31 protein-coding genes and 2 pseudogenes are annotated in these 26,358 nt (G+C 43.1%); 18 read left to right on the top strand and 15 right to left on the bottom strand.

The genetic code is table 11. The annotated features are described in order from the left end of the window. Nucleotides 1-255: 255 nt before the first annotated feature. Together HQQ92_RS09640 and HQQ92_RS09635 are read left to right on the top strand one after the other, a co-directional pair. Nucleotides 256-1,068, top strand: a complete 813-nt coding sequence (locus tag HQQ92_RS09640) for a glucosaminidase domain-containing protein (protein ID WP_028759975.1) — start codon at nucleotides 256-258, stop codon at nucleotides 1,066-1,068. Next, nucleotides 1,061-1,684, top strand: coding sequence for a DUF2987 domain-containing protein (locus HQQ92_RS09635; protein WP_028759974.1), 624 nt, complete (start codon nucleotides 1,061-1,063; stop codon nucleotides 1,682-1,684). Before HQQ92_RS09640 ends, HQQ92_RS09635 begins: the two co-directional genes overlap by 8 nt. Before the next feature lie 183 nt (nucleotides 1,685-1,867). Here the strand turns inward: HQQ92_RS09635 and ttcA are convergent, their stop codons facing one another. From ttcA to ccoN, 11 genes are all read right to left on the bottom strand, one after another. Beyond that, nucleotides 1,868-2,836 (bottom strand): tRNA 2-thiocytidine(32) synthetase TtcA, encoded by a 969-nt coding sequence (ttcA, locus tag HQQ92_RS09630; RefSeq protein ID WP_173244915.1) that lies wholly within the window; start codon nucleotides 2,834-2,836, stop codon nucleotides 1,868-1,870. Nucleotides 2,837-2,914: 78 nt separating this feature from the next. Further along, nucleotides 2,915-3,847, bottom strand: a complete 933-nt coding sequence (uspE, locus tag HQQ92_RS09625) for a universal stress protein UspE (RefSeq protein WP_105252478.1) — start codon at nucleotides 3,845-3,847, stop codon at nucleotides 2,915-2,917. Between the two features lie 222 nt (nucleotides 3,848-4,069). Beyond that, nucleotides 4,070-4,822 (bottom strand): electron transport transcriptional regulator EtrA, encoded by a 753-nt coding sequence (etrA, locus tag HQQ92_RS09620; RefSeq protein WP_006081599.1) that lies wholly within the window; start codon nucleotides 4,820-4,822, stop codon nucleotides 4,070-4,072. 55 nt (nucleotides 4,823-4,877) lie between these two features. After that, complete coding sequence (locus tag HQQ92_RS09615) at nucleotides 4,878-5,570, bottom strand: sulfite exporter TauE/SafE family protein (RefSeq protein ID WP_173244912.1); 693 nt, start codon at nucleotides 5,568-5,570, stop codon at nucleotides 4,878-4,880. Continuing rightward, complete coding sequence (gene ccoS, locus HQQ92_RS09610; RefSeq protein WP_173244909.1) at nucleotides 5,567-5,815, bottom strand: cbb3-type cytochrome oxidase assembly protein CcoS; 249 nt, start codon at nucleotides 5,813-5,815, stop codon at nucleotides 5,567-5,569. Before ccoS ends, HQQ92_RS09615 begins: the two co-directional genes overlap by 4 nt. A 38-nt stretch (nucleotides 5,816-5,853) precedes the next feature. Then, nucleotides 5,854-8,253, bottom strand: a complete 2,400-nt coding sequence (locus HQQ92_RS09605) for a heavy metal translocating P-type ATPase metal-binding domain-containing protein (RefSeq protein ID WP_173244906.1) — start codon at nucleotides 8,251-8,253, stop codon at nucleotides 5,854-5,856. A 22-nt stretch (nucleotides 8,254-8,275) separates the two neighbouring features. Further along, on the bottom strand, nucleotides 8,276-8,755 hold the full coding sequence (locus HQQ92_RS09600) for a FixH family protein (protein ID WP_105252481.1): 480 nt from the start codon (nucleotides 8,753-8,755) through the stop codon (nucleotides 8,276-8,278). A gap of 110 nt (nucleotides 8,756-8,865) precedes the next feature. Next, the gene (gene ccoP / locus HQQ92_RS09595) at nucleotides 8,866-9,834 is read right to left on the bottom strand and encodes a cytochrome-c oxidase, cbb3-type subunit III (protein WP_028759967.1); all 969 of its coding nucleotides are present in this window, start codon (nucleotides 9,832-9,834) and stop codon (nucleotides 8,866-8,868) included. Then, on the bottom strand, nucleotides 9,834-10,010 hold the full coding sequence (locus HQQ92_RS09590; RefSeq protein WP_028759966.1) for a CcoQ/FixQ family Cbb3-type cytochrome c oxidase assembly chaperone: 177 nt from the start codon (nucleotides 10,008-10,010) through the stop codon (nucleotides 9,834-9,836). The genes ccoP and HQQ92_RS09590 overlap by 1 nt, the downstream gene beginning before the upstream one ends. An 11-nt stretch (nucleotides 10,011-10,021) precedes the next feature. After that, nucleotides 10,022-10,648 (bottom strand): cytochrome-c oxidase, cbb3-type subunit II, encoded by a 627-nt coding sequence (gene ccoO / locus HQQ92_RS09585; protein ID WP_028759965.1) that lies wholly within the window; start codon nucleotides 10,646-10,648, stop codon nucleotides 10,022-10,024. 13 nt (nucleotides 10,649-10,661) lie between these two features. Next, a complete protein-coding gene (gene ccoN / locus HQQ92_RS09580) occupies nucleotides 10,662-12,098 on the bottom strand; it encodes a cytochrome-c oxidase, cbb3-type subunit I (RefSeq protein ID WP_028759964.1) in 1,437 nt (478 codons plus the stop codon). A 224-nt stretch (nucleotides 12,099-12,322) separates the two neighbouring features. On the opposite strand from ccoN, the gene HQQ92_RS09575 reads away from it, so the two are divergent. Then, nucleotides 12,323-12,808, top strand: a complete 486-nt coding sequence (locus tag HQQ92_RS09575) for a hypothetical protein (protein WP_217272620.1) — start codon at nucleotides 12,323-12,325, stop codon at nucleotides 12,806-12,808. A 77-nt stretch (nucleotides 12,809-12,885) separates the two neighbouring features. Here HQQ92_RS09575 and HQQ92_RS09570 read toward each other — a convergent pair whose 3' ends face one another. Beyond that, the gene (locus tag HQQ92_RS09570) at nucleotides 12,886-14,457 is read right to left on the bottom strand and encodes a DUF3369 domain-containing protein (RefSeq protein ID WP_113940482.1); all 1,572 of its coding nucleotides are present in this window, start codon (nucleotides 14,455-14,457) and stop codon (nucleotides 12,886-12,888) included. Between the two features lie 180 nt (nucleotides 14,458-14,637). Here HQQ92_RS09570 and HQQ92_RS23715 point away from each other — a divergent pair, with 180 nt between their 5' ends. From HQQ92_RS23715 to HQQ92_RS09550, 5 genes are all read left to right on the top strand, one after another. Then, nucleotides 14,638-14,856 carry a hypothetical protein gene (locus HQQ92_RS23715; RefSeq protein ID WP_081729032.1) on the top strand — a complete coding sequence of 73 codons (219 nt, stop codon included), beginning with the start codon at nucleotides 14,638-14,640 and terminating at the stop codon, nucleotides 14,854-14,856. A gap of 61 nt (nucleotides 14,857-14,917) precedes the next feature. Further along, a complete protein-coding gene (locus tag HQQ92_RS09565; protein WP_173244903.1) occupies nucleotides 14,918-16,213 on the top strand; it encodes a site-specific integrase in 1,296 nt (431 codons plus the stop codon). Nucleotides 16,214-16,483: 270 nt separating this feature from the next. After that, on the top strand, nucleotides 16,484-16,654 hold the full coding sequence (locus HQQ92_RS09560) for a hypothetical protein (RefSeq protein ID WP_173244901.1): 171 nt from the start codon (nucleotides 16,484-16,486) through the stop codon (nucleotides 16,652-16,654). Further along, nucleotides 16,638-16,826 carry a hypothetical protein gene (locus HQQ92_RS09555; RefSeq protein WP_173244898.1) on the top strand — a complete coding sequence of 63 codons (189 nt, stop codon included), beginning with the start codon at nucleotides 16,638-16,640 and terminating at the stop codon, nucleotides 16,824-16,826. The genes HQQ92_RS09560 and HQQ92_RS09555 overlap by 17 nt, the downstream gene beginning before the upstream one ends. 31 nt (nucleotides 16,827-16,857) lie before the next feature. Continuing rightward, on the top strand, nucleotides 16,858-17,049 hold the full coding sequence (locus tag HQQ92_RS09550; RefSeq protein WP_173244896.1) for a hypothetical protein: 192 nt from the start codon (nucleotides 16,858-16,860) through the stop codon (nucleotides 17,047-17,049). 239 nt (nucleotides 17,050-17,288) lie between these two features. On the opposite strand, the gene HQQ92_RS09545 is transcribed toward HQQ92_RS09550, so the two are convergent. Beyond that, nucleotides 17,289-17,765, bottom strand: coding sequence for a helix-turn-helix domain-containing protein (locus tag HQQ92_RS09545; protein ID WP_217272619.1), 477 nt, complete (start codon nucleotides 17,763-17,765; stop codon nucleotides 17,289-17,291). A 94-nt stretch (nucleotides 17,766-17,859) separates the two neighbouring features. Between HQQ92_RS09545 and HQQ92_RS09540 the strand changes: the two genes are divergently transcribed. The 4 genes from HQQ92_RS09540 to HQQ92_RS09525 are packed head-to-tail and all read left to right on the top strand — an operon-like array spanning nucleotide 17,860 to nucleotide 19,734. After that, complete coding sequence (locus HQQ92_RS09540; RefSeq protein WP_309247076.1) at nucleotides 17,860-19,032, top strand: phage/plasmid replication protein, II/X family; 1,173 nt, start codon at nucleotides 17,860-17,862, stop codon at nucleotides 19,030-19,032. A gap of 11 nt (nucleotides 19,033-19,043) precedes the next feature. Further along, nucleotides 19,044-19,370, top strand: coding sequence for a single-stranded DNA-binding protein (locus HQQ92_RS09535; protein WP_173244893.1), 327 nt, complete (start codon nucleotides 19,044-19,046; stop codon nucleotides 19,368-19,370). Nucleotides 19,371-19,372: 2 nt separating this feature from the next. After that, on the top strand, nucleotides 19,373-19,558 hold the full coding sequence (locus tag HQQ92_RS09530) for a hypothetical protein (RefSeq protein ID WP_173244887.1): 186 nt from the start codon (nucleotides 19,373-19,375) through the stop codon (nucleotides 19,556-19,558). Then, nucleotides 19,549-19,734, top strand: coding sequence for a hypothetical protein (locus tag HQQ92_RS09525; RefSeq protein ID WP_173244884.1), 186 nt, complete (start codon nucleotides 19,549-19,551; stop codon nucleotides 19,732-19,734). The genes HQQ92_RS09530 and HQQ92_RS09525 overlap by 10 nt, the downstream gene beginning before the upstream one ends. Nucleotides 19,735-19,852: 118 nt before the next feature. Here HQQ92_RS09525 and HQQ92_RS09520 read toward each other — a convergent pair whose 3' ends face one another. Continuing rightward, nucleotides 19,853-20,329, bottom strand: a complete 477-nt coding sequence (locus HQQ92_RS09520; RefSeq protein ID WP_217272619.1) for a helix-turn-helix domain-containing protein — start codon at nucleotides 20,327-20,329, stop codon at nucleotides 19,853-19,855. A 94-nt stretch (nucleotides 20,330-20,423) separates the two neighbouring features. Here HQQ92_RS09520 and HQQ92_RS09515 point away from each other — a divergent pair, with 94 nt between their 5' ends. From HQQ92_RS09515 to HQQ92_RS09500, 4 genes are read left to right on the top strand one after another with little or no spacing between them, the layout of a single operon-like run. After that, nucleotides 20,424-21,596, top strand: coding sequence for a phage/plasmid replication protein, II/X family (locus HQQ92_RS09515; protein ID WP_309247076.1), 1,173 nt, complete (start codon nucleotides 20,424-20,426; stop codon nucleotides 21,594-21,596). Between the two features lie 11 nt (nucleotides 21,597-21,607). Further along, nucleotides 21,608-21,934, top strand: a complete 327-nt coding sequence (locus HQQ92_RS09510) for a single-stranded DNA-binding protein (protein WP_173244890.1) — start codon at nucleotides 21,608-21,610, stop codon at nucleotides 21,932-21,934. Between the two features lie 2 nt (nucleotides 21,935-21,936). Then, nucleotides 21,937-22,122 (top strand): hypothetical protein, encoded by a 186-nt coding sequence (locus tag HQQ92_RS09505; protein ID WP_173244887.1) that lies wholly within the window; start codon nucleotides 21,937-21,939, stop codon nucleotides 22,120-22,122. Continuing rightward, complete coding sequence (locus HQQ92_RS09500; protein WP_173244884.1) at nucleotides 22,113-22,298, top strand: hypothetical protein; 186 nt, start codon at nucleotides 22,113-22,115, stop codon at nucleotides 22,296-22,298. The genes HQQ92_RS09505 and HQQ92_RS09500 overlap by 10 nt, the downstream gene beginning before the upstream one ends. An 876-nt stretch (nucleotides 22,299-23,174) precedes the next feature. Here the strand turns inward: HQQ92_RS09500 and HQQ92_RS09495 are convergent. Beyond that, nucleotides 23,175-23,714: a hypothetical protein gene (locus HQQ92_RS09495; RefSeq protein WP_173244881.1), complete on the bottom strand. Its 540-nt coding sequence runs from the start codon at nucleotides 23,712-23,714 to the stop codon at nucleotides 23,175-23,177. 124 nt (nucleotides 23,715-23,838) lie between these two features. Here HQQ92_RS09495 and HQQ92_RS09490 point away from each other — a divergent pair. After that, nucleotides 23,839-24,999: pseudogene (locus tag HQQ92_RS09490) on the top strand (IS110 family transposase). Between the two features lie 178 nt (nucleotides 25,000-25,177). Then, nucleotides 25,178-26,356, top strand: a pseudogene (locus HQQ92_RS09485) (IS3-like element ISSba5 family transposase). Nucleotides 26,357-26,358 lie beyond the last annotated feature (2 nt).

Below are 26,358 nucleotides of genomic sequence, written 5' to 3'. Positions count from 1 at the left end.
GCTATAAGCGGGATGACTCATGAGCCGTTGTGCAATGGTGATAACGCTAAGGAACCTTAGTATAAATACTCAGTCAAATGCTTGCATCTATAAATGACGGCGTAATAGCAAGCTCGACTCGATAATGGTGCCTCAGGCGTAATATTGTACCTGAGTTCGTGATCATGATGATGGGCAAATTTCGTGAAATCTGACAAATAGCTTATAATCCGGCCTTTATTTGCCCAATAAGGGCGTTACACCTAAGGTGAATGATTGAAAACGGGTAGAATCGGTTCGTTTACATTGGCATTAGCCATGGTCATAGTGGCGATTTTTGCATTACGAGTTTGGATCATTCCTCACTCGAATGACTCATCCGCTATTGCGCCCCAATTCGTTAGCGATGTCGATCCTGTTACGCAAGTCCCTGACTTTTCAGCGATCAGCGACATTACCGAAAAGAAGAAAGCTTTTTTTGATTTCCTGCGGCCGATTGTTCAGCAACAGAATGCCATTATCTTGATGGAGCGTGGCTTTATCAATGAGATGCTTGCCTTAGTCGATAATGGTAAGAGTTTATCTGATACCGAATTAGCGCAAATCAATGCGTTATTCGATAAATACCAATATGCGGCGCGTAACGTAGATGCTAAGTCATTAGCAAGCTTACTTAAACGTGTAGATATCGTGCCGGAATCTATGGTGTTAATTCAAGCCGCGAATGAATCGGGTTGGGGGAGTTCACGTTTTGCCAGAGAAGGTTTTAACTTTTTTGGTGAATGGTGTTTTACTTCTGGCTGCGGCATAGTGCCGTCCTCACGTGGTTCGGGTAAAAGTCATGAGGTAAAAGTGTTTTCATCGGTTGATGAATCGGTTTCATCCTATATGCGTAATTTAAATTCTAATACTGCCTATGCGTTATTTCGCTCTATTCGAGCAGATCTACGTTCACAGGAGCTAGAGCCAACAGCGGATCAATTGATTTACGGTTTAGTGAATTATTCTGAAAGACAAGAAGCTTATATTGATGAGCTGCTTGATATGTTACGTCATAATGAAAAATATTTGGTGAATGTCGATGTATAAAAAACTGTTGTTTAGTAGCCTGTTCTTTTTGGCAACTAGCGCCGCTGCAGAAACTGTATCCCTTGAATATAAAGGCTTTTATGATAGGTTGAAACAAGTCAATAAAGGCGGTTATCAACTCGTGGAAGTGGCTTTTAGTGTTCCAATGCAAAAGAATTGTTTGATCCAAAGTGGTTCTATTTCCAGTGAAAAAACCTCAACGCCACTGACGTATACTGATGCACAGCGATTATTCATTCCCTTAGATGATGATTTAAAAGATCAGCGAGCCTTGGTTAATCTGAATTTCGCTGGCAGCGCTGAGGGATGTGGTATTGCAATGCAAGTGAGAGCAAAACAGACATTAGCCGAGTACGATAAAACGCGCTTACAACAAATCATGACTGAGATGGACACGCTGCTCGGTGCTATGCAAGGCTTCCCGATGCGTTATTTTAGGGAATCCATTACTGGCTTAAACTTTGAATTCTCACCTGAACAAGAAGTCTATGTACGCCTTAATGGCCGTGAAGAAGCGATAAAAGGCAGTTATAAATTAGCCGCTAATGAGCTTGAAAGCATCACCACGCTAAGCTTCAGTGCCCAGCCATTAGTGTTGAGTCCTTGGGTGAAGTAATCATCTTTATATCTTGAATAGGTGTCTTGAGATAAGCGATTCAGAAGCGCTGGCTCAAAGATAAACTTATTCTGTAAGCATAAAAATGCCCACATTAAGTGGGCATTTTGTTGTGCTAATTTATCTTGCTTACTTTCGTTGCGTTAACTTCTCTTACTGATTAGGCGCTAAATTTAGTCTAAGTCAGACTTCGTAAGTGTTAACAATATCAATGCGTTTTGCTGCATCCAAATCGATACGACCGCTATTGGCGATATCAAGAAAATCGAATGCAGGTAGATTGGCTTCAGCAACATCACCACGCATAGGCGCATCTGGGTCACGTGTTAGAGACACAAAGTCGAACTGTTCACGGTCAACACCCTGTGATGGTGCGGTGTTTTGCATGGCGGTGAAAATCGTTTCAATGCGGCCTGGGTATTGTTTATCCCATTGATTTAGCATGTCTTTGACTGCGGCGCGCTTTAAGTTTTCCTGTGAGCCACACAAGTTGCATGGAATGATTGGAAATTCTTTTAAGCTGGCATATTCTTCGAGATCTTTCTCGCGACAATAGGCTAGGGGACGTATGACGATATTAGCGCCATCATCCGACAGCAGCTTTGGCGGCATTGCTTTCATCTTACCGCCAAAGAACATATTTAAGAACAAGGTCTCGATAATGTCATCCCTGTGATGGCCTAGGGCGATTTTAGTGGCGCCGATACGCTGAGCAAAGCCATAAAGCGTGCCGCGGCGCAGGCGAGAGCACAAGGAGCAGGTGGTTTTACCTTCAGGGATTTTGTCTTTCACTATCGAGTAAGTATCTTTCTCGAGGATGTGATAAGGCACATTGAGCTTATCGAGATAGGCAGGCAATACATGTTCAGGGAAGCCTGGTTGCTTCTGATCTAAATTAACCGCAATGATTTCAAACTGAATGGGCGCGCGTTGCTGCAGATTCATCAAAATATCGAGCATGGCGTAGCTGTCTTTACCGCCACTGAGGCAGCACATGATCTTATCGCCATCTTCAATCATATTGTAATCGGCAATCGCGCTGCCCACTTCACGACGAAGCCGCTTCTGTAATTTATTCAGACGGGTAGTTTGTTTTTTTGATAATTCTTCCGGCATAGGATTTACCGTAACTTCAGATATAGCTTCAAGCATAAAAAAGCGCCCAGTAACACAGTTTCAGGGCGCGTATTATTCCAGCTATCTTTGGCGGGGTAAAGAGCCGCGTATTGCTTAGGCTTCTTCTAACGGTGATTTATAACCGTCGGGCTTTATAGCCAATAAATCGCAGTTGATGCTATCGATAACATGTTCAGCGGTATTGCCTATCAGTGCTGCTGAAAATCCGGTACGACCGACAGTCCCTAAGATCACCAATTCAGCATCAAGTTTTTCAGCAAGCTCAGGGATCACATCCTCTGGTAAACCTTCTTTTACATGGCAATGACTTGGATTAATATCATAGGCGCCCGCAAGATAACTCACGCGCTGCTCATGCTGCATGCGAATGGTTTCGTTGTATGACTGGGCATCAAAGTCAGGAAGCTCAATGGCTAGGTTAACTGGCGTGCCGGGATAGCCATTGACTAAATGTACTTCAGCAGAGAACTTTTTCGCCAAATCTTTTGCATGTTCAATAATTTTACCGTTAAGCATTTGATGATCGGTATCTTCGGTTGCCACATTCACAGCACAGAGGATTTTGCCCGCGGCTGGCCAGTCATGGGCTTTCACCATCAACACTGGCACAGGGGCTTTACGCATCAAATGCCAATCAGTTGGAGTGAAGATCACCGCCTTGAGTTTGTCGTGGGCATGGGTGCCTTTAACAATCAAATCGTATTGCCCTGAAATAGCATGATTAATAATGCTTTCAAAGGGGCGATTATGCCAAATGACTTGAGTATCGATATTGAGTTGCAGATGAGTATAAGCGGCGAGTAAGTCTTGGATCCAAGCGAGCCGTTGATCTATGACACCTTGACGCATGGCTTCGCGTTCTTGATTCGACAAAATCGAAGTCATTTCGTAAGAGAAGTCGAAGATAGAAAGAAACACAGTGACTTGAGCGTTGCATTTACTGGCCAAGGCGACCGCTCGTGCAAGGGCAACTTGATTCTCAGTGGTAGGGTCAACCACAACCAGTATTTTTTGATAATCCTTCATGGGAGGTTCCTTTAGTCATAGGCTCAATATCATCATGAGCCTTTGGCAGTGAGCTGTATTGTTCTAGATCAAACTCATTTGAAATTGATTAAAACTCGCTTAAAAATCATGCCTTAATCTGCATGACATGTCTAGCAAGCACAGCTTTTACCATTAAACTGTTATGCTATTGGCGACAATTATTTAGGCTTGACCTCTCACGGTTAATGCTCTTGCGATTGACTATCTCGCGATGCGAGAATTACCCGCTAACAGATTTAGCTCTTGCGAGTCGAGGATAGTGATGTACTTACCCTTAACCTCAATCAAGCCTGACTTTTGGAAGCGTCCAAGTAAGCGGCTGATGGTTTCAACGGTTAAACCGAGATAATTGCCAATGTCACCGCGGGTCATGGTTAAACGGAATTCTTTAGGTGAGAAACCACGGCTGCCGAAACGATTTGCTAAATTGCTGATAAACGCTGCTAGACGTTCTTCGGCATTTTTCTTACTGAGCAGCAGGATCATTTCTTGATCGCTCATGATCTCATTACTCATTAGACGCATGATCTGCTGACGTAACTTAGGCATAGTGCCCGAAAGTTCATCGAGGATATTAAAGGGGATTTCACAAACCATAGAGGTTTCGAGGGCCTGTGCAAAACTCTGATGTAACTGAGCGTGAATACCATCAAAACCAATCACATCACCCGCAAGATGGAAGCCAGTGATCTGCTCATCACCTTGCTCGGTAATAGTGTAACTTTTGATGGTGCCAGAGCGGATCGCAAACAGGGATTTCAACGCATCACCCGATTTAAAAATTTGCTCGCCTTTCTGGATTGGCTTTTTACGCTCAATAATATCATCGAGCTGATCTAGCTCACTTGCATTGAGGGTAAAAGGAATACAAAGGGTACCCATACTGCAATCGTGACAATGGATTGTGCATCCGCTAGCGGCAGGACGACGATTCTTATTTTGTTCAATTGTCATGTTGATTCTCAAGTTTATCCACTGCAACCATGTTAAACCAATTCACTCACTTGGGCTAGTTTAGCTGCGCGAGTGCGATATATAAAGTTTGACCACCAAAGGCGATTAACAGTAAGCCGCTCAATAGTCTAACGGTTTTCTTTTGTACCCATGCAGCAAGGCGTTTTGCCGCCACGCCAGCGCTTAATAGGGCGGGTAAAGTACCCAAGCCAAAGGCTAACATAATCAAGGCGCCTTGGCTGGCAGAGCCAGATGCAACCGACCAAGTTAAGGTGCTATAGACGAGGCCGCAGGGGAGCCAGCCCCAAATGAATCCCGCCATGACTGCTTGGCTCGGATTCTTGATTGGAACAAGGCGCTGCGCTATGGGTTTTAAATATTGCCATAGCCATTGACCTACACGCTCAATTTGCACTATACCAACCCAAATTTTAGCGATGTAAAGTCCTGTGGCGATCATCATTAGTCCGGCAATCATGCGCAGGACAATCAGATAAATATCCAACTCAAATAAGTGACCAAGACCTGCCGACGATGCGCCCACTAAGCCGCCCGCTAAGGTGTAACTTAAAATACGGCCTAAATTGTAACTCAGTAAATATTTAAGCTGATGGGCCAGATGGTTACCTATTTTAGGATGAGGGATTTGGGCGGAAAACGCGCCCACTAAACCGCCACACATACCAAAACAATGTGCAGCTCCCATCAAGCCGACGAGAAAGGCACCGGTGACATTGTACTCAATCACAAAGGCATGCCTTTTTGCTGATTTTTTATCGCTTGCTGCGCTGCGATATCATCATGTTCTGCTGTTGACTGAATGGCGGGGGTGGGTAGATGGCCTGGTTTATCAGTATTTTCATCAAACAATATAGAAACACTTTGACGGTCAAGATCGTCAAATTGCTCAGATTTCACTGCCCAGAAAAATACCATTACCGCAATGGCGACGAAGATCATGGCAATGGGGATAAGCACATAAATAATTTCCATAATTACCTCTTAGTATCTGGTTAAACGTTTTATTATGATCACACTTTTACCCGTAATAATCTCAGGCTATTACCGACCACAATCAAAGAACTCGCCGACATGCCAATCGCGGCAATATAAGGTGCCACATGACCAGTGACAGCTAAAGGCAAGATAAGGGCGTTGTAACCCAGCGCCCACGCTAAATTTTGTTTAATAATTTGCGTGGTCAGTTTAGCGACCGCGACAGCTTGGGTGAAACGGGATAGATGATCGCCCAGTAAAATCAAATCGGCACTGTTTTTGGCAATCGCACTGCCACTGCCCATGGCGACCGACAAATCAGCCCCCGCAAGTACTGGCGCATCATTGATGCCATCGCCAAACATCGCCACGCGAGTATGCTGTTGTAATTTCGTTACTAGGGCAAGTTTACCCGCGGGGGTTAATCCGCTGTGCACATCTTCAATTCCCAGCTCTTTGGCCAATTGATGCACATGTCCGGAGCTATCGCCGCTGGCGATACTAATGCGGCAACCTTGTTGCTTTAATATCTCAATCGTGGCCTTACTGTCTTGACGAATATTGTCTTGGATCTCAAAACTTGCAAGCACTTCAAGCTGCTCATTGGCTGAGCGTGCTAACCAAATCTTTTGGGTTGGGTCCTGAGTATCGACACGTGCACCAGTAAATACAGCATTACCAATTAAATAATCAGTCCCCTCGATACGGCCTCGAACACCAAAGCCGACTTCATGGTGAACTTGTTCTGCGACCAAGGTATTATCGGCAAATAGGGCAAATGCAGCCGCAATCGGATGACGAGAGCCCGTTTCCAGCGCTGCGGCAATAGCTAAGGCCTGCGTCTTTGTTAAATCGGCCATGCACTGCGTTTGCCCGATAGAGAGCGTACCACAGGTAAGGGTGCCAGTTTTATCAAAGACCACATGCTTAATCTGCGGCAGTTTTTCAAATACGCCGGCTTTGCGGGTAATGATCCCAAGACGGGTAAAAATGGCGGTTGCACAGGTGACGGCGGTCGGTGTCGCTAGCGCTAAGGCACAAGGACAAGTCGCGACCAGAACCGATAGCGTTACCCAAAAGGCATCCTCTGGGGAAATCTGTTGCCAAACCAAATAGGTGATCGTCGCGATTGTTAGAATCGTACCCGAGAAATAGCGGGATAATTTATCGGCTAATAGGGCTATCGCAGGTTTTGTATTGGATGCCAGTTCCTGCAGTCGAATAATTTCAGCCACGAGTTGGTCTTGCCCCAATGCGGTAACTTTAACTTTTATCGGTTGGTCGACGTTGATAGTACCAGCGTACACTTGCTGATCTTGCTGTTTTTCAATGGGCATTTGCTCACCTGTGAGCATAGCTTCATTGATATTTGTGTGGCCTTCAATCACCACACCATCGGCCGCAACCATTTCCCCTGGTTTCACAAGGATCACATCATTGAGGCGTAACTTTTTGGCCGGAATTTCTTCTTGACCATTTTCGGTGACTAAGTGTGCAGTGAGCGGCACCAATTTATGTAAATTACTGGAGCTGACCGAGGCCTTTTGTCTTGCCTTTTGCTCGAAGTAACGCCCAAGTAACAAAAAGAAAGTAAACATGGATACGGATTCAAAATACACTTCGCCTGTGCCATTCACTGTGGCAAAACAGCTTGCGGTATAGGCACCACCAATGGCAATCGAAACAGACACATCCATATTGAGTTTGCCGCTGAGCAGGGTACGAATGGCACTAAAATAGAAGGGCTGCGCCGAATAAAGCACCACAGGCGTGGCAAAAATCATGCTAACCCAGCGGAAATAGTCCCGATATTGCACGTCTAAATCGGTGAAGTAGCCAGTATAAAGGGCGAGGGCGAACATCATAACTTGCATAGTCGCAAAGCCAGCTAAGCCTAAACGCAGTAAAAATTTGCGACTATTGAGTTTATTGTTGAGCTCTTGTTCGTCAACTTGGTAGGGCGCGGCTTGATAGCCAATACGACTAATTTGTCCGAGAATATCGCTAAGTTTTACCTTGCGTTTATCCCAACTGATCATGGCGCGTTGGGTGGTTGAGTTGACTAGCACTTGGCTCACGCCCGCAAGTTGTTTGACTTTGTGTTCAATTAACCAAGCACAGGCGGCACAGGTGATACCATCGATGGAGAGTGATACTGATTCGACATTGTCCTCAGAATGCACAAAGTCTTGCTGCACTTCGGGCAAGTCATAGGCGCTAAATTGCGTTAATGCTTCGGGGACCAGGGCATTCTGTTTACTGCCAGGCTCAGTGCGGAACTTGTAATAACTGAGTAATCCCGCATCGACAATCGCTTGAGAAACCGCCTGACAGCCAGGGCAACACATCAGTTCATCACGGTCATTAATGCGAGTCACAAACTGCTGGCCCGTCAGAACGGGCTCTTGGCAGTGAAAACAACTTGGATACGTCATAGCGCTACTTATTTAACCACAATCAATTCAGCCAAAGTTGGACGTGATCTTTTAATTCAACGCGTTGGTGAATTCGCCATTTACCGTCGTAACTTTCGAGGCGTACTTCCCAAGGGCCGGTTAGGGTAGTAGGGATGCTAATGCGATACACATTGCTGGCATCGGCCGTCGCAGTGAGTTTCATATCTCTGTCGGCAATGGTTGGATGATAGAACTCGACTTTCAAGGCGGCTTGATATGCAGGTCCCCCTTGCTGCGTCAGTAAAATCTCATTATTGGCTTGATCGAGTGAAAAATTCATGCCTATTTGTTTGGCATACTTCACTTTACTTAAGTCCATATTAATGGCTTTGCCATCTTTGTAGTAATCCTCGGCGACTAAAGAGTCCGAGTTCGTAAGGGCAATTTTTAGCGTGGTAAAACTTGCGACGACGGCACATAAAGGAAGAATAATTAAAAACCAAGGCCAGAACTGCTTATACCAGGCTTGTTGTTCGCTCATGTCAGATACCCATTCAAAAAATTTGCGCCATTTTACCGTTAAAAGACGGTTTTAGCACTTTAAAAAAAAGGCCTCGAAGTCTTCGAGGCCTTAGTGTTACTTATACCTAATTACTTGTTTGACAAGCTATAAACATAAGCTGTAATGACGTGAACTTTCTCTTCACCGAGAACGTCTTTCCACGCTGGCATCACACCTGCGCGACCATGTTTAATGGTCTCTTCGATCATGCCACGGCTACCGCCATATAACCAAACATCGTCAGTTAAGTTAGGAGCACCCATAAACTTGTTGCCTTTAGCGTCCATACCATGACACGCAAAACAACCTTTCATGAATGACCCTTGACCTTGGGCAGCGAGTTTCTCGTCATGCTCACGACCAGACAATTTAACAACGTATTCAGCTAAACCAGCAATCTCGCTATCTTCGATTGGCAAACCACCTTTGGGTGGCATCATGCCATGACGACCTGCCATGATAGTGGTCTTAATCGTGGCTAATTCACCACCATATAACCAGTCACCATCGGTAAGATTAGGGAAGCCTTTGCTACCACGTGCATCAGAACCATGGCACTGAGCACAGTTTTGCAGGAACAAACGGCCACCCACTTTCAACGCTTCTTGGTTTTTCACTAATTCTTCTAGTGGTGTTGCCAAGTAAGCCGCGAAGATTGGGCCATATTTTTCATCAGCGTGTTTTACTTCTTGATCATACTGAACATAAAGACCTTCTTTTGCTGCTAGCTCAATCGCTGCGGCAGAATCGGCTTTAATGCCATGCTCTGTGCCGATACTCTGGTTAGAACTGGTCCAGCCTAATAGGCCTTTATAGTTACCTAAACCAGGAAATAGGGCCAAATAGATCAAACCAAACACGATAGTGATATAGAACATATAACTCCACCATTTTGGCAGTGGGTTATTGAGTTCTTCAATACCGTCGAAACTGTGACCCATGGATTCGCCTTCTTTTACGTCAGTGGTGTTCTTAGAACACACACGCAGTAATAGAAAACAACCCGCGATCACGACTAACGAGAGTACAGTAATCCAAACACTCCAGAAGCTACTCATCACTTATTCTCTCCTGAGTCCTTCGATACCTTGTTGACTTCCTCATCGGAAAACACAAGGTTAGCTGCTTCATCAAATGATTTTTGACGACGCGAGCTATATGCCCAAGCAAATATACCGACGAAGGTCAGCATCACAATGATGGTCAAAATGCCTTGTAATGTGCCGTAATCCATATATTGCCTCCTTATTTGAGTGCGTGACCCAAAGACTGAAGATATGCAATCAAGGCGTCCATTTCTGTCTTACCTGCAACAGCTTGCTGTGCGCCTGCGATTTCTTCATCGGTATAAAGATCATTACCTTTGTAACCACCTTTATGCAGGTTACGTAGGATAGTCATCTTGTCACCCGTTAGTTTGCCGTCTAACTTGTTTTCGGCTAACCATGGGAACCCTGGCATATTCGATTGAGGAACTACAGCACGAGGATCGATTAAGTGAACTTCATGCCATTTATCGCTATAACGACCGCCAACACGTGCAAGATCAGGACCCGTACGCTTAGAACCCCATTGGAATGGATGATCCCAAACTGATTCGCCCGCGACAGAGTAGTGACCATAACGTTCAGTTTCTGCACGTAAAGGACGGATCATCTGGCTGTGACAGTTATAACAACCTTCACGAACATAAATGTCACGACCTTCAATTTGCAGGGCAGTGTATGGCTTTAAACCTTCAACTGGCTCAGTCGTATCTTTTTGAAAAATCAACGGTGTGATTTCAACGAGACTACCGAAGCTGATAGCGATAACGGTAAAAATCGCTAACAAACCGATGTTTTTTTCAACTATCTCATGATTAAATTTCATCGAGTTTGCTCCTTTAAGCCGCTGTTGGTTCAGCCAATGCTGGCAATGAATCTTTAGAGGCTTTCACAGTACGGATCACGTTATATGCCATGATCAGCATACCGGTCAGGAAGAAACAACCGCCAAGGAAACGTACAAAGTAGAAAGGATAAGAAGCTTCCAGACTTTCAACAAAGCTGTAAGTCAAAGTACCGTCAGCATTCACTGCGCGCCACATCAGACCTTGCATTACACCTGAAATCCACATAGAGACGATGTAAAGTACAGTACCAATAGTCGCTAACCAGAAATGGACGTTAATTAACTTGATGCTGTACATACGGCCGTGACCGAACAATACAGGGATCAAGTGATACAGAGAACCGATTGACACCATTGCAACCCAGCCTAGCGCGCCGGAGTGAACGTGACCGATAGTCCAGTCTGTATAGTGTGATAATGCGTTAACTGTCTTAATTGCCATCATAGGGCCTTCGAAGGTAGACATACCGTAGAAAGACAGAGAAACAACTAAGAAACGTAACACAGGGTCAGTACGCAGTTTATGCCAAGCGCCAGACAAGGTCATGATACCGTTAATCATACCGCCCCAAGAAGGTGCGAATAGGATCAGTGACATCACCATACCTAAAGACTGAGTCCAGTCAGGTAAAGCTGTGTAATGTAAGTGGTGAGGACCAGCCCAGATATACAGTGCGATCAGTGCCCAAAAGTGGACAATAGAAAGACGGTAAGAGTACACAGGACGACCTGCTTGCTTAGGTACGAAGTAATACATCATCCCCAAGAAGCCTGCGGTTAATAAGAAACCTACAGCGTTGTGACCATACCACCACTGCACCATAGCATCGACAGCGCCGCTATACAGAGAGTATGACTTGAACAGACTGACTGGTACTGCCATAGAGTTAACTATGTGAAGTACGGCAACGGTAATAATAAAGGCACCAAAGAACCAGTTCGCCACATAAATATGCGAAGTTGTTCGTTTGATAATAGTACCGAAGAACACGATAGCGTAGGACACCCAAACGATAGTAATTGCGATATCGATAGGCCATTCTAATTCAGCGTATTCTTTTCCTTGGGTGAAACCCATTGGTAAAGAGATAGCTGCTGACAGAATGATGGCTTGCCATCCCCAAAACGTAAATGCGGCTAACTTAGGTGCAAATAGTCGGGTTTGACAGGTGCGTTGTACGACATAATAGGATGTTGCAAAAAGGGCTGATGTACCGAACGCGAAGATCACCGCATTGGTGTGTAATGGTCGCAAGCGACTATACGTTAACCAAGGAGTGTCAAAGTTCAGCTGAGGCCAGATTAACTGAGCCGCAATTAATACGCCGACTGACATACCAACAATACCCCACAAAACTGTGGTTAAGGCAAATTGGCGGACAATGGCGTAATTGTAATCAGCGCCTGTTGGCTGGGAATGGTTCATCATAATGCTTCCACTGCTTATTACTTTTACTTTTAGTAAAGACAAGCTTTACCTGTTATAAATGACATAAAACTCAGCCTCCCTATTAAGGTTGCTGAGTGATGTCAATGCGTTACCCTGCATATTTTTGCTCAAATATGAGGTTTCGCAATGATACTTGAGCCATATCAAAAAAGATACCAAAGAAGGGGTGTGGAAAGTTGATCTAGATCAACCTACGCCATAGAATGTTAACATATTGCATCATAAGGTTAATCTTTGTGCTAACTCGTCTGAGTCCCTATTTATTTATTGCATTATTTAGCTTCAATCTCACAGCTTGTAAGGAAGATGCAAAGCAAGTCACACTTAAAAGCAGTCTTGATCCTTCACTTTGCCAATTTTCTAAGGGGGATTGTGTTAAAAAAGTTGGGGATGTTGAGCTCACTTTTCGCTTGTCACCAGGTAGTGCACCAAGCGAAAAGCCATTGACATTACAGTTGTTATCTTCCATGCCAATTTCTAATGTGCAAATCCGCTTAGAAGGAAGAGACATGTTTATGGGTGTTATTCCTGTAAATGTGAAGCAAACTGACAAAATGACTTATATCGGTCAGTTAGTCTACGGTTCTTGTAGTAGTGGCTACATGGTTTGGCGTGGCTTTGTTAGTTTTAGCGTTAATGGTGAAACTAAAACGGCTGTTTTTGATTTTCTCGCAGATGACAATGGTTAAAACTGCCTTGATATATCTTTGAAAGTGCTTGATATGGCTTTCTAAACATCAAGACCATCAACTGGGCATATTACAGATTAGTGATCCTTCCAGTTTTCTTTTACTTTGACAAAAATGTCTACATTTTCAATAAAGAGCTGTAATAAGTGAGGATCAAAGTGTGTTGCCGCCCCTTTACGCATTTCAGCTAAAACCTCTTCTAAAGGCCAAGCTGTTTTATAACAGCGGGCATGGGAAAGGGCATCAAACACATCTGCGATTGCCACAATCCGCGAGAAAATGTGAATTTCGTCTTGTTTTAGATTTGCAGGATAACCAGAACCATCATATTTTTCATGATGTTGCAGTGCAATAATTGATGCGGCCTTTAGTATTGGTCTCTCAGAATTTGCAAGAATTTGATGGCCAATCATAGGGTGCTGACGCATAACTTTCCATTCTTCGTCATCTAATTTGCCGGGTTTAAGTAGGACAGCATCGGGGATCGCAATTTTACCAATGTCATGCATTGGTGAGGCACGGCGCAGTAAATCGGCTTCGTATTCACTTAAACCGGCGAGTAATGCTAATTGAGAACAATACTCCGCCATACGTTTCACATGATTGGCAGCTTCTTTCGAGCGGCTTTCAACAACATCACCTAAACGTAAAATAAGCTCTGATTGTGTATCTTCCACCTCCTGATTGAGCAGCAAATTTTCAAAAGCTATGCCCACGTTGATGGCAAAAATATCAATGAGTTTCTTATCAAGATCATCAATTCTATCAATACCATCCATATAAAGTAGATTGATTAAACCGCCTTTGGTGGGAAAGTAACCGATAAAACAATTGTCTTCATAAAGGCACCGCTGTTGGGTGAGCGCACTGCGCAGTAGACGATCAATATGTTCAGGTAGTTGCGTAATGTGGGATTTATTCGCAAATTGGCCAGTACCTGCAAGGATTTCTATATTGACAGGTTCAACATGACCACTAATTGCATCAATCGCATTACAAGTCAGCAGTAGCGTTTCTGAATCGAGATTAAGTAGAGTGGCCACTTGAGTCAGTAGCCCATCGGCGAATTTATGTAGGGTGCGCAGTTCAAATAATCCTGAGGTGGCTTCTAGTACTCTTTCTAAGCCCTTACGGTGATTTATTTGGGTGCGCCTTGCTTGCTCGATTTCCATGATATCGCGATAAGAGCGAAGGGCTGAGTAGACGCTAGTCATCAGTTTACGGGAATCCAGTTCAGCTTTTGCTTTGTAATCATTGATATCGTAATTGACGATAACGTCTTCTTCAGGTGCTTGCCCTGGCTGGCCTGTACGTAAGATCAATCGAGTGGTTTTATTCAATAATTCTTCACGGATCCACTTTACTAGTTCTAACCCCGCATGGTCACTTTCCATGACAACATCAATAAAGGCAATGGCGATGTCATGTTCTTGATTGAGTAATTCTTTTGCTTGTTCGGCACTATAAGCATTAATAAAGGTGAGGGCACGGCCATCAAGTTTAAAGCGGGAGAGGGCAAGCTTAGTGACGGTATGAACATCAGGTTCATCATCGACCACTAATACCTTCCAAGGAATACCAGACTCTGTTGTCTCGGTAGACTTTTTACCGGAAAAAAGAGGGTTTTTCTTTGCAAGATCAATCAGCATCCGATACCTCATTCAAGTAAAAATAATGATCACATAATCAGTGTAGTAGACACATTTCAAAGCGGTGCAAAATCTTGCATAAAATAGCGAGGTGAGTGGCAATCCTTAAATTACATTGTTGATAACGATTCTCATTTGTGTATTCTGTTACTATCAAACAATGATAGGGAGGGAAAGGGCATGACTAATCGAATTAACTTATCAATTTCAGCGCATAAATTGGCACAGCTAATACATGATGGACACATCTGCGCATCTGACTTCACGTGCTTAGATAGCCAATCGAAACAGCAAGTGTGGCAGCTATGCTTGATCTGCTGCAAAAAGCGTATTACTTGTCAGCAATGTTCATTTTCAAGTTGCACTAAAAATCTGACATATCTTGATGCCGATAAATAACATTATCGGCATTTGCGTTTAAGTATTATCATACAAGAAACTCTTATAATTCAGATGTAATATGCAACTTCCTCCAGTAATCCCGTTATTTGACTCATTTGAATTCATACAAGTTGGCAATAGTATTGTTAACCAATATATCACCCAAATTAGCATGAAAAAGGTGGTTGATGCGGGCTTAGTCATCGAGCATGCCAGTGATTGGCTATTTGAGCAAAAGCATAACGAAAACAACTATAAAGCTTATCGCAGTGAACTCACTACGTTTCTGCATTGGTGTTTTGATGTGGTTTCAATGTCTCCCATTCAAGTTACGCGCAAAGACATGAGTCGTTACGTTGATTATTGCCAAGCACCGCCGATAGCACTGATCGGTTATTTTAATGTGCCACAGTTTAAGTACGATAAACTGCATGATGAACGGGTTCCAAACTCGCAATGGCGACCATTTGTCGGCAAAAAACAACTCGGGCAAATCCAGCCTTATGTGTTAAGCGATAATGCGTTAAAAACAAAAATGGCCATTTTGTCTTCGTTTTATTCGTATCTGACAAGTGAAGAATATTGTGAGCGGAATCCTGCTCAAATCTGGCTTAATCACAGTCGATTTGCAGCAAACAGGCAATATCAGCGTCAAAGTCATGAAGATGAAAATAGTCTCGCATTCACTGAATTACAGTGGTCATATATTATGGCGACCGTTACTGGACTAGCAGAAGAATTTCCTGAGTTACATCAAAGAAGTTTATTCCTCATTACATTGATTTATTGCTGTTATTTACGCGTTTCAGATGTGTCTGCACGTGCGGGTTATTCGCCGGTGATGAACCAGTTTAAACGTAATCAGCAAACGGGCATCTGGAGTTTTCATATTCCGTTGAGTAAAGGTGGTAAAAGACGCAGCGTTGCGATTTCAAAAGCTTTGCTCGATGCGTTAGTCAAATATCGTCAGTTTTTAGGATTAACGGATTATCCAGGACCAAACGAAAATCATCCTTTGTTTGTACGGCACAAAGCTGCTGGACGCGGCCGAGATGTTGGTATCCTCAATGCCAATCTAGGCATTCGTCATGTTCGCGACGAAATTCAAAAAATAATTAATCTGGCTGCAGAACGTATAGAAATCGATGGCTTTACACAAGATGCGGCGCAGATGCGCAAACTAACTGCCCACAATATTCGTCACACTGGCATTACGCACGATATCAATATCAACCGCAGACCGTTATCCCATGTACAAGCCGACGCTGGCCACGAAAGTATCGACACTACATCGCAATATTTGCACACTAGCCAAATTGAACGTCATGAAAGTGCGTTCAACAAACCAATCGATCATTTGAAAGGTATAGAGTGATTAGATACAAGGCTGCGCACAATGTGATCTCACGTTATGTAAAACTGCTTTTTTTTGTAGCATCCGGACATAAAAAAACAGCCCTGAAAGGGCTGAGTTTTGCATAACTTGGATTGTGCGAAGCCCACTTTTAGTTGACAGAATAAAATTAGAAAGCATCACTTAATCTGTCAACTAATTAAAAAGTATAGGTTTTTTTGTAAGAGATCATTCCAATGGTTTAATTTTTGTGCGATATTATAAATAGGCACTAACTAAGAGGAGAATCTCATGCCTGTGATAGTCAAGAGTCGAATTACTGATGACGAATACCTTGAAATGCTTGCTAGAAAAAGTCCCGAAGATATACCTAGCTACATTTATGAAAAAATGCCGTATTTAAAAGATATTCGAGATAACCCCCAGTTTTCTTTGGAGAGAAGCCATGCCGATAAAAAATAATGTACGTCGTATGACACCAGAAATACTTATTTCAATGGCGAAGTCTAATTTGATTGATAATGAGACTTTAACAGAGGCTGAAGTTTTAGAACTAATCTTTAGCTTTAAAAATAATACTTTAGCTATTGATGGGCCTCAGGCTATTTTAGATAAACTTCCACGTAATTCTTGATGAGTGGGATTATTAAGGGACTTGTCCCTTAATGCCAAGCGCTCTTGATAGGGCGCTTTTTGCCCGTTTATTTTCCCCGCCAGACTCTTTTTCTTTAGCTGCTGACTTGCAGCGCGTTTACCGTCAAACGGTCGAAGACAAAACCAACTTACAGCACTCAAAAGTGCAGTACTGTAATACTGCACTTTTGTACCATTGGTGGTACTTTTTCGAAGGGGATTAAGCGAGAACTTGGAAAGGGGCCCGCCATAGCGGGAAAGGCCACAAGTGACAGCGAGAGCCCCTGAGTCCACATACTTTAACAGTGGACTCTACTCTCATTTTGAGAGTTTCTGACGGCTTGCAACTCGTCCTTGTTGCAGCGTGGAGGAAGGGGGAGGCAAGCGAAGCGCCCCCGACCGAAACAGACTTTTTAGGTTTGGGTTCCTGTTACACCCAAACTAACTCCGGACATCCGGACAATCAGATACCTTCAAGGTCATTAATATCGTTCCGTATCTCCGTCATTTGGAGTGCATACTCCTCAACATCGCTAGGAAGATTTTTTAGGTCATCAGAGTTAAACCCATGCGTCTTTTTAAGTGCTTTTTCAAGGCTAAATAAAAACTCAGTTTTACTATCGATGTAATCATAAAGAATAGATGTAAATGTAACGTCATCAATTAACACTTTGATAGAAGCTACTTTTTTCATAAATCCAATTGGATCTATATTTGTTTCAATAGCAATTTTACCGCTACAAATTTCCTTCTCAGTAATTTTCAACAACTGGCTTAACTGAGTAACTTGGCTAGCTTTCGGCTCAGTTAAATCCCTTTCCCACTTGCTTACAGTCTGCACCGTCAACCCTAACTGTTCAGCGATATCTTCTTGCTTGATATTTAGAGCTATCCGCCTGTCTTTTAGTACGCTACCAATACTCATGTTTAAGTTTTCCATGCTGACACCTACTTTAATATTAGTTTACACCCACTTTTGTTTGGCCTATTATCATGCAACATATTTGTATTGGTTCACATAAACAAATGTTTAAGTGAAACTTCTTGACAGGGTTTTAATCGAATTGTTTTTTATCGACCGTCTGTTCATGCAGCAAGATCATCCAGCAGGCAGCTTGCCGTTTGTTGGACGTCATCGTATTGAACGCGTCGAACTAGAAACGGGTGAATATTTACCGCCTTCGGTAAACCAGAAAATTTTAGAAGGGTCTTACAGTACAAAACTAACAATTAGATGTGATGGGCAACGGGTGAGGGTAGAAGGTAATCCGTCACGCTGGCAACGCATGGATAACCTTTTTGGCTTACAAACGCTTGATGAATGTGTGGCGATCTTTAATCACGTTTTAGCGCAATTCGGTCTACCTCCGTTCACCAAAAATACTCAGATTTCATACCGTCAAACACCCGATGGGAAAACTACACAATTAGTCGGTAATGGTGCCGAGATTACCGCTATCGACTGGACGGTTAATCATCAAGTAGGCAAGGGCAAAGAGGCCTCATTTATCCGTGGCATGTCATCTATGCAAATCGGTCGAGGTCGTAAACCCAAGCTTTATCCAGACGGGCATACCTGTAACTGGGGCGAAGGTTCTACTTGGATAATGACCAAGCTATATAACAAAGCCGTTGAATTACAAAGGCATCTAAAAAAAGAACTCCGCAAAAAAGACGGTGTTCCTATCGATAGACTTAACTATCTAGAAAACCTCATTAAATACTGTGAAAGCACTGGTGTTGTACGCGAAGAACACAGCTTAAGACAGGCCTTGCTCAAACGTCATACGTTGCAATTTTATGGCCGAGTCACTGAACAAGACTTTTACCCGCACCTAAAAGAGATCGATACCGCCATGAAAACCATCCAAATCTCACATGATGAACACCAAACAATTGCAGACCAATTAATGTCTTTAGGTGTTGTTAAAAGCCGTCAGGCAGCAAATGCAACTCAGTGTTATGCCGTTATGTGGCAACTAGGAACTGATTTAAGAAAATCACTTAAGTCCACACAATACTACGAACATAAAGCCCGTTTAAAAGTCATCGGTATCGATATCGGCCAGCAATTCGATGTGAGCCGTATGTGCCCAACACTAAGACGCTCAGAAGTCATTGAAGTTAAACCGCTAATCGTCCCGCACTGGTATCAATTACCGATAGTTGCACAATCCAATATTTTACCGTTCAAAGCCTACGCATAGGAGCTATAACCATGTTAAAAATCGAAGTATTTCAGGAAGATGTAACCGTAACCGCCCGAAGCATGCCACCGAAAGACGGTAAGCCTGGGCGAACCATTTACGAGCAAAGAGCTTACGCATATTTAGGCGGGAAATTTCCTGTCCAAATGAAGCTACAAGTCGAAGATCCAACTAAGACGTATCAAGCCGGAGAATATCAAGTTGATAGCTCAAGCTTTGTCGTGAACAACTTTGGCGGCCTTGAACTAAAACGCTTTGGCTTAACAATCACGCCAATAACGTCGTTAATCGCATCGGCACCAAGAACGATGGCCAATCCACACAATAAGGATGTCTGAGCATGGACGAATCACTAATTAGTAGCGCAATCCAGCTACGTAACGGCATACAGGCCATTAACGAGTTTTTACTGAAAGGCTTAGCGCCTGAAGATGCTCAACTGCAATTAATCGCTAAATCTTGCGTGTTACTGGGCGAACTTGACGACACACTAGAACAACTTAAGGACACAGCATCATGCAAATAATCCCTTATGATGGCGGCTACAGCATGGTTGAACGCCAAGATAAGCCCGAGCTGCAATGTAACAACTGCAATAAGCCTTGGTGGTACGATGATTTTGACTCGATATTTATCCAGTGCCCACATTGCCAAGGCGAACTGCGAAGAGTCACACCAGAAGAACCATTTAGACATCGCTAAGGCATAGCAAGGAATGCCGACGAGCGAAGGCTGAGCCGAGGAGAAATGACGCGCTAATGCCGATAACGACACTTATCGGCACATCTTACACCCAAACTAACTCCGGACATCCGGACAATCAGATACCTTCAAGGTCATTAATATCGTTCCGTATCTCCGTCATTTGGAGTGCATACTCCTCAACATCGCTAGGAAGATTTTTTAGGTCATCAGAGTTAAACCCATGCGTCTTTTTAAGTGCTTTTTCAAGGCTAAATAAAAACTCAGTTTTACTATCGATGTAATCATAAAGAATAGATGTAAATGTAACGTCATCAATTAACACTTTGATAGAAGCTACTTTTTTCATAAATCCAATTGGATCTATATTTGTTTCAATAGCAATTTTACCGCTACAAATTTCCTTCTCAGTAATTTTCAACAACTGGCTTAACTGAGTAACTTGGCTAGCTTTCGGCTCAGTTAAATCCCTTTCCCACTTGCTTACAGTCTGCACCGTCAACCCTAACTGTTCAGCGATATCTTCTTGCTTGATATTTAGAGCTATCCGCCTGTCTTTTAGTACGCTACCAATACTCATGTTTAAGTTTTCCATGCTGACACCTACTTTAATATTAGTTTACACCCACTTTTGTTTGGCCTATTATCATGCAACATATTTGTATTGGTTCACATAAACAAATGTTTAAGTGAAACTTCTTGACAGGGTTTTAATCGAATTGTTTTTTATCGACCGTCTGTTCATGCAGCAAGACCATCCAGCAGGCAGCTTGCCGTTTGTTGGACGTCATCGTATTGAACGCGTCGAACTAGAAACGGGTGAATATTTACCGCCTTCGGTAAACCAGAAAATTTTAGAAGGGTCTTACAGTACAAAACTAACAATTAGATGTGATGGGCAACGGGTGAGGGTAGAAGGTAATCCGTCACGCTGGCAACGCATGGATAACCTTTTTGGCTTACAAACGCTTGATGAATGTGTGGCGATCTTTAATCACGTTTTAGCGCAATTCGGTCTACCTCCGTTCACCAAAAATACTCAGATTTCATACCGTCAAACACCCGATGGGAAAACTACACAATTAGTCGGTAATGGTGCCGAGATTACCGCTATCGACTGGACGGTTAATCATCAAGTAGGCAAGGGCAAAGAGGCCTCATTTATCCGTGGCATGTCATCTATGCAAATCGGTCGAGGTCGTAAACCCAAGCTTTATCCAGACGGGCATACCTGTAACTGGGGCGAAGGTTCTACTTGGATAATGACCAAGCTATATAACAAAGCCGTTGAATTACAAAGGCATCTAAAAAAAGAACTCCGCAAAAAAGACGGTGTTCCTATCGATAGACTTAACTATCTAGAAAACCTCATTAAATACTGTGAAAGCACTGGTGTTGTACGCGAAGAACACAGCTTAAGACAGGCCTTGCTCAAACGTCATACGTTGCAATTTTATGGCCGAGTCACTGAACAAGACTTTTACCCGCACCTAAAAGAGATCGATACCGCCATGAAAACCATCCAAATCTCACATGATGAACACCAAACAATTGCAGACCAATTAATGTCTTTAGGTGTTGTTAAAAGCCGTCAGGCAGCAAATGCAACTCAGTGTTATGCCGTTATGTGGCAACTAGGAACTGATTTAAGAAAATCACTTAAGTCCACACAATACTACGAACATAAAGCCCGTTTAAAAGTCATCGGTATCGATATCGGCCAGCAATTCGATGTGAGCCGTATGTGCCCAACACTAAGACGCTCAGAAGTCATTGAAGTTAAACCGCTAATCGTCCCGCACTGGTATCAATTACCGATAGTTGCACAATCCAATATTTTACCGTTCAAAGCCTACGCATAGGAGCTATAACCATGTTAAAAATCGAAGTATTTCAGGAAGATGTAACCGTAACCGCCCGAAGCATGCCACCGAAAGACGGTAAGCTCGGGCGAACCATTTACGAGCAAAGAGCTTACGCATATTTAGGCGGGAAATTTCCTGTCCAAATGAAGCTACAAGTCGAAGATCCAACTAAGACGTATCAAGCCGGAGAATATCAAGTTGATAGCTCAAGCTTTGTCGTGAACAACTTTGGCGGCCTTGAACTAAAACGCTTTGGCTTAACAATCACGCCAATAACGTCGTTAATCGCATCGGCACCAAGAACGATGGCCAATCCACACAATAAGGATGTCTGAGCATGGACGAATCACTAATTAGTAGCGCAATCCAGCTACGTAACGGCATACAGGCCATTAACGAGTTTTTACTGAAAGGCTTAGCGCCTGAAGATGCTCAACTGCAATTAATCGCTAAATCTTGCGTGTTACTGGGCGAACTTGACGACACACTAGAACAACTTAAGGACACAGCATCATGCAAATAATCCCTTATGATGGCGGCTACAGCATGGTTGAACGCCAAGATAAGCCCGAGCTGCAATGTAACAACTGCAATAAGCCTTGGTGGTACGATGATTTTGACTCGATATTTATCCAGTGCCCACATTGCCAAGGCGAACTGCGAAGAGTCACACCAGAAGAACCATTTAGACATCGCTAAGGCATAGCAAGGAATGCCGACGAGCGAAGGCTGAGCCGAGGAGAAATGACGCGCTAATGCCGATAACGACACTTATCGGCACATCTAAACCCTTCCACACAAAGCTGCGCACAATATATATTATGTTAAATATTCTCTATATTGCTTGAAATCGTCGTATTTTTATTGTGTGGCTTGTCATTCCAAATGAGTTTTGTGTCATTTCGTGAGTCTGACTTTTTTTATTATATCTCAAGGCTATAACTCACTCCTTCAACAGTTTTGCTCCGTTATGGTGCAAAACTGTTCATCCAGAGCGCATTAAACTTTGTGTTTGCTGCTTTTTAACAAAGTGCATCTCACACGCAGCTATGCGAACACTTTTGAAGTATAGATGACGTGTTAGAAATGAATTTTATGAAACAATGCCCCAATCAAATTATGTTGCTCCATTAGAATGATTACTTACAATAATTCATATGTTTACCAAGCTTAATTGAAATTGGTTCGTAGCTATATTTCCACTGCTAAATCTTACCGATTAATTTGTTGTAATGTTGATGACGTGATTTATCAACATAGGAGTCGCTCGAACACATCACCAGTTCCACTTGACTGTATCTTAAACAATTTAATCGTCGCTACGTGAATGCTTTGGTATATTGGACTCGCAAACTAGCCAGAAACACCTAGCAACGCGCTTATGCTTGTCCAAAAAGTCACAATAAAATACTAAGATGTTGCCGATTTTGAGCCGCTATGGACATAAATATGTCATTTTCAGGAGTTTTTATAGATATCGAGTGAAGCGCCCTAACCTTCTTTTGGGACATTTCCGAGTTAAAGCCTTAACTCTAACTCGTCAGTTTCGGATGAAAATTTCTATGGATTAACGCCCTAATCTGCCGACGCGCCAACGGTCGGCTGCATTAGCTTGTTATGCCTACCTTTGATGAGCAAGCTCACGACAAACCAGATGAACGAAGCAATCAGTGAGGCGACCACTCCAAATCCAAAGCCGATCCATCTCTCACGCCAGACATTTGAATTAGCTCGTTCTTCTTGAGCCTTGAAAAGTGCTTCGACTACTGCCCTATCTGTTTCTACCAACGGTTGCAGCTTTTCCTTTTCTGATTTTAGGCTAGAGATTGTATCTTCAGTCTCTTGTAGAGTTTTCTTTTGATTATCTACAAATGCAAGCAACTGCTTTACATTTAATTCCATTTCATCAAGCTGCTTAATCTGATTCTGATAATCTAAGCTTTCAAGGCGTTTACTTTCTCTCTTTTCACGATCAATTTTGTCGAGATAAGTGATGCCACCAGCCATAGTACCTATCAAAATACTAGTAGCAATACCCGTTAGAAATGGTTTTATCCTAAATAGTCTTACCCATTCCTTCGCTAAGATTTCTATGGCTGAGCTAATTTCTAGCATGATGTTCCTTTAGGCATAGACATAATGACTCCCCACAAAGATGCTGATCTCCAATCAATCGTGGATTAGCTTAAAGCCAGAGCCATAATAGTTTTGTCAAAGAAACTAAAAATTGGAGATCAGCATGATAAAACATAACATACTTTTCATTGGCTTAGATACTCATAAAGAATTCGTCGAAGTCGCCTATATCGAAGACCATTATGGTGCACAATCGGTACATTATGGCCGCGTTTCTAGTGCAAAAGCATCCATCACTAAATTAGCAAAACAATTTCAATCCAAGTATCCAGATGCAACACTGCACTTTGTCTACGAAGCAGGCCTTGTGGCTATTGGATCTATCGTCTCCTCACTAGCTTAGGCCACTGTTGCTACGTTATCGCTCCCTCTCTCATTCCCAAAAAGCCTGGTGAAAAAGTCAAAACTGATAAACGTGATGCGCTTAAACTCGCTAAGCTACTTAAATCTGAAGATCTCACACCCATCTATGTGCCTGAGCCTGAACCAGAAGACAAAGCCATTCGTGACCTTTCCCGTGCAAGGGAAACTGCCATGAAGGATTTAAAGGATGCCAAATACCAACTTAAAGCGTTACTCCTTCGAAATAATATCAACTACAAAGGTACGGCCAATTGGTCACTACAGCATTTACGTTGGCTAACTGAACTGATATTACCCCATCCCAGTCAGCAGATTGTCTTGCAGGAATATCTACAGACTGTCACGGAACGGATTGCAAGGCTAAAACGATTAGACAATGAACTTTGCGCATCATGTGAGAAATTGGCGCTATTATCCCGTTGTCAAAGCCATTCAAGCGCTAAGAGGTGTGCGGCTCTTGGTTGCAACGGGTGTAATTGCAGAATTAGGCGACTTAACACGCTTTGATCATCCCAGAAAATTAATGAGTTATTTAGGACTCGTCCCCGCTGAACACTCTAGTGGCGGCAAACGTCATCTCGGAGCAATAACCAAGTGCGGCAATACTCGGGCTAGGCGATTAATCGTGGAGGGAGCGCACACCTATCGCTATCCCGCCAATATCTCTACAGACCTTCAGCTAAGACAAGAAGGTTTGCCGAAGCAAGTTGTTGATATGGCATGACAAGCACAACTTCGGCTTTGCCGTCGATATCAACGGCTAATGCAAAAAGGTAAACACTATAATGTGGTTGTGACAGCCATAGCGAGAGAAATGATTGCTTATATTTGGGCGATTGCGAGGGAAATTGTATTAGTGCAGATCAATCCCAAGTTGCGTTTAGCGAGGGTGCCTGCATGAGTTTAATTTTTGAGTTAATGCAGCTGGTGAGGCAGCGGATGTGGCACAACCACCGACGGCGTTAGGATGGCAATACGGCTAACCCTGTATTGAACCACGTACATTGTAGTGGCACACTAATTTTGGCCACCTAAATAGAGGTGATATTATTGCCTCGTAGATGACTTTAGGTGAACACATGAGATCGACAACCAGAAAAACATTTAGTGCTGAATTCAAACTTGAAGCTGCCCAATTAGTCCTCGATAAAAACCATAGCATCATCGAAGCTGCAAAGGCGATGAACGTAGGTAAATCCACTATGGATAAATGGGTGAGACAGTTAAAACTAGAACGTCAGGGTGGCACACCAAAAGCATCTCCGATTACCCCTGAACAAATTGAAATCCGTGAGCTGAAGAAGCAAATAGCTCGTCTTGAGGAGCACAATCTTATCCTAAAAAAGGCTACCGCTCTCTTGATGTCAGACTCGATGAACAATTTACGCTAATCAGCGCACTCAAGCAGAGCCACTCTATTCTCACAATTTGTAATGCATTCAAAGTGCATCGAAGTAGCTATAAGTATTGGCTAAAAAGAAAAGAACATATTGATACAGACTTTACTATTTTATGCAGTGAAGTGAAGGCCGCACATCGTATTAGTCATGGCTCTGCCGGTGCGCGAACGATAGCGCAATTAGTGACTAACAAAGGGATTGGTCTCAGTCGTTATCGAGCCCGTAATCTAATGAAAAAAACTTGGGTTATTAAGCTGTCAGCAGCCTAAGCATTCTTATAGGAAAGCGACACAAGAGCATGTTGCAATCCCCAATACGCTTAATCGACAGTTTGCAGTAACTCAACCAGATCAAGTGTGGTGTGGCGACGTGACGTATGTTTGGGTCGGTAATCGCTGGGCCTATCTAGCCGTTGTTTTAGACTTATTTTCCCGCAAACCTGTTGGATGGGCTTTGTCATTATCACCAGATAGTGCGCTGACCTGTAAAGCTTTGAAAATGGCATTTGAGTTAAGGGGTAAGCCTGAGAATGTGATATATCACAGCGATCAAGGTTCGCATTACACAAGCTTGAAATTCAGACAATTAATATGGCGTCTTCAGATTGAGCAAAGTATGAGTCGCCGCGGGAATTGTTGGGATAACGCACCAATGGAGCGTTTCTTTAGAAGTTTGAAATCTGAGTGGATACCTGCCAGTGGTTATGGGAATTTTACAGAAGCAGATAAAGAGATCACAAATTACATCACTGGATATTACAGTGAGACCAGACCCCATCAATATAATGGTGGGTTAACGCCAAATGAGTCAGAACGTTTATATTGGAATGACTCTAAAACCGTGGCCAATTTTACTTGACC

Origin of the sequence: Shewanella sp. DC2-4, assembly GCF_013248875.1 — a bacterium.
In the GTDB taxonomy this organism is placed as follows: Bacteria; Pseudomonadota; Gammaproteobacteria; order Enterobacterales; family Shewanellaceae; genus Shewanella; species Shewanella oncorhynchi.
This window is presented reverse-complemented; position numbering and strand designations above follow the sequence as displayed.

Coding starts and splice junctions, on each gene's coding strand:
- HQQ92_RS09635 (WP_028759974.1), top strand. CDS start 1,061: ATGTATAAAAAACTGTTGTTTAGTAGCCTGTTCTTTTTGGCAACTAGC.
- ttcA (WP_173244915.1), bottom strand. CDS start 2,836: ATGCTTGAAGCTATATCTGAAGTTACGGTAAATCCTATGCCGGAAGAA.
- uspE (WP_105252478.1), bottom strand. CDS start 3,847: ATGAAGGATTATCAAAAAATACTGGTTGTGGTTGACCCTACCACTGAG.
- etrA (WP_006081599.1), bottom strand. CDS start 4,822: ATGACAATTGAACAAAATAAGAATCGTCGTCCTGCCGCTAGCGGATGC.
- ccoS (WP_173244909.1), bottom strand. CDS start 5,815: ATGGAAATTATTTATGTGCTTATCCCCATTGCCATGATCTTCGTCGCC.
- HQQ92_RS09605 (WP_173244906.1), bottom strand. CDS start 8,253: ATGACGTATCCAAGTTGTTTTCACTGCCAAGAGCCCGTTCTGACGGGC.
- HQQ92_RS09600 (WP_105252481.1), bottom strand. CDS start 8,755: ATGAGCGAACAACAAGCCTGGTATAAGCAGTTCTGGCCTTGGTTTTTA.
- ccoP (WP_028759967.1), bottom strand. CDS start 9,834: ATGAGTAGCTTCTGGAGTGTTTGGATTACTGTACTCTCGTTAGTCGTG.
- HQQ92_RS09590 (WP_028759966.1), bottom strand. CDS start 10,010: ATGGATTACGGCACATTACAAGGCATTTTGACCATCATTGTGATGCTG.
- ccoO (WP_028759965.1), bottom strand. CDS start 10,648: ATGAAATTTAATCATGAGATAGTTGAAAAAAACATCGGTTTGTTAGCG.
- ccoN (WP_028759964.1), bottom strand. CDS start 12,098: ATGATGAACCATTCCCAGCCAACAGGCGCTGATTACAATTACGCCATT.
- HQQ92_RS09575 (WP_217272620.1), top strand. CDS start 12,323: ATGTTAACATATTGCATCATAAGGTTAATCTTTGTGCTAACTCGTCTG.
- HQQ92_RS09570 (WP_113940482.1), bottom strand. CDS start 14,457: ATGCTGATTGATCTTGCAAAGAAAAACCCTCTTTTTTCCGGTAAAAAG.
- HQQ92_RS23715 (WP_081729032.1), top strand. CDS start 14,638: ATGACTAATCGAATTAACTTATCAATTTCAGCGCATAAATTGGCACAG.
- HQQ92_RS09565 (WP_173244903.1), top strand. CDS start 14,918: ATGCAACTTCCTCCAGTAATCCCGTTATTTGACTCATTTGAATTCATA.
- HQQ92_RS09560 (WP_173244901.1), top strand. CDS start 16,484: ATGCCTGTGATAGTCAAGAGTCGAATTACTGATGACGAATACCTTGAA.
- HQQ92_RS09555 (WP_173244898.1), top strand. CDS start 16,638: ATGCCGATAAAAAATAATGTACGTCGTATGACACCAGAAATACTTATT.
- HQQ92_RS09550 (WP_173244896.1), top strand. CDS start 16,858: ATGCCAAGCGCTCTTGATAGGGCGCTTTTTGCCCGTTTATTTTCCCCG.
- HQQ92_RS09545 (WP_217272619.1), bottom strand. CDS start 17,765: ATGGAAAACTTAAACATGAGTATTGGTAGCGTACTAAAAGACAGGCGG.
- HQQ92_RS09535 (WP_173244893.1), top strand. CDS start 19,044: ATGTTAAAAATCGAAGTATTTCAGGAAGATGTAACCGTAACCGCCCGA.
- HQQ92_RS09530 (WP_173244887.1), top strand. CDS start 19,373: ATGGACGAATCACTAATTAGTAGCGCAATCCAGCTACGTAACGGCATA.
- HQQ92_RS09525 (WP_173244884.1), top strand. CDS start 19,549: ATGCAAATAATCCCTTATGATGGCGGCTACAGCATGGTTGAACGCCAA.
- HQQ92_RS09520 (WP_217272619.1), bottom strand. CDS start 20,329: ATGGAAAACTTAAACATGAGTATTGGTAGCGTACTAAAAGACAGGCGG.
- HQQ92_RS09510 (WP_173244890.1), top strand. CDS start 21,608: ATGTTAAAAATCGAAGTATTTCAGGAAGATGTAACCGTAACCGCCCGA.
- HQQ92_RS09505 (WP_173244887.1), top strand. CDS start 21,937: ATGGACGAATCACTAATTAGTAGCGCAATCCAGCTACGTAACGGCATA.
- HQQ92_RS09500 (WP_173244884.1), top strand. CDS start 22,113: ATGCAAATAATCCCTTATGATGGCGGCTACAGCATGGTTGAACGCCAA.
- HQQ92_RS09495 (WP_173244881.1), bottom strand. CDS start 23,714: ATGCTAGAAATTAGCTCAGCCATAGAAATCTTAGCGAAGGAATGGGTA.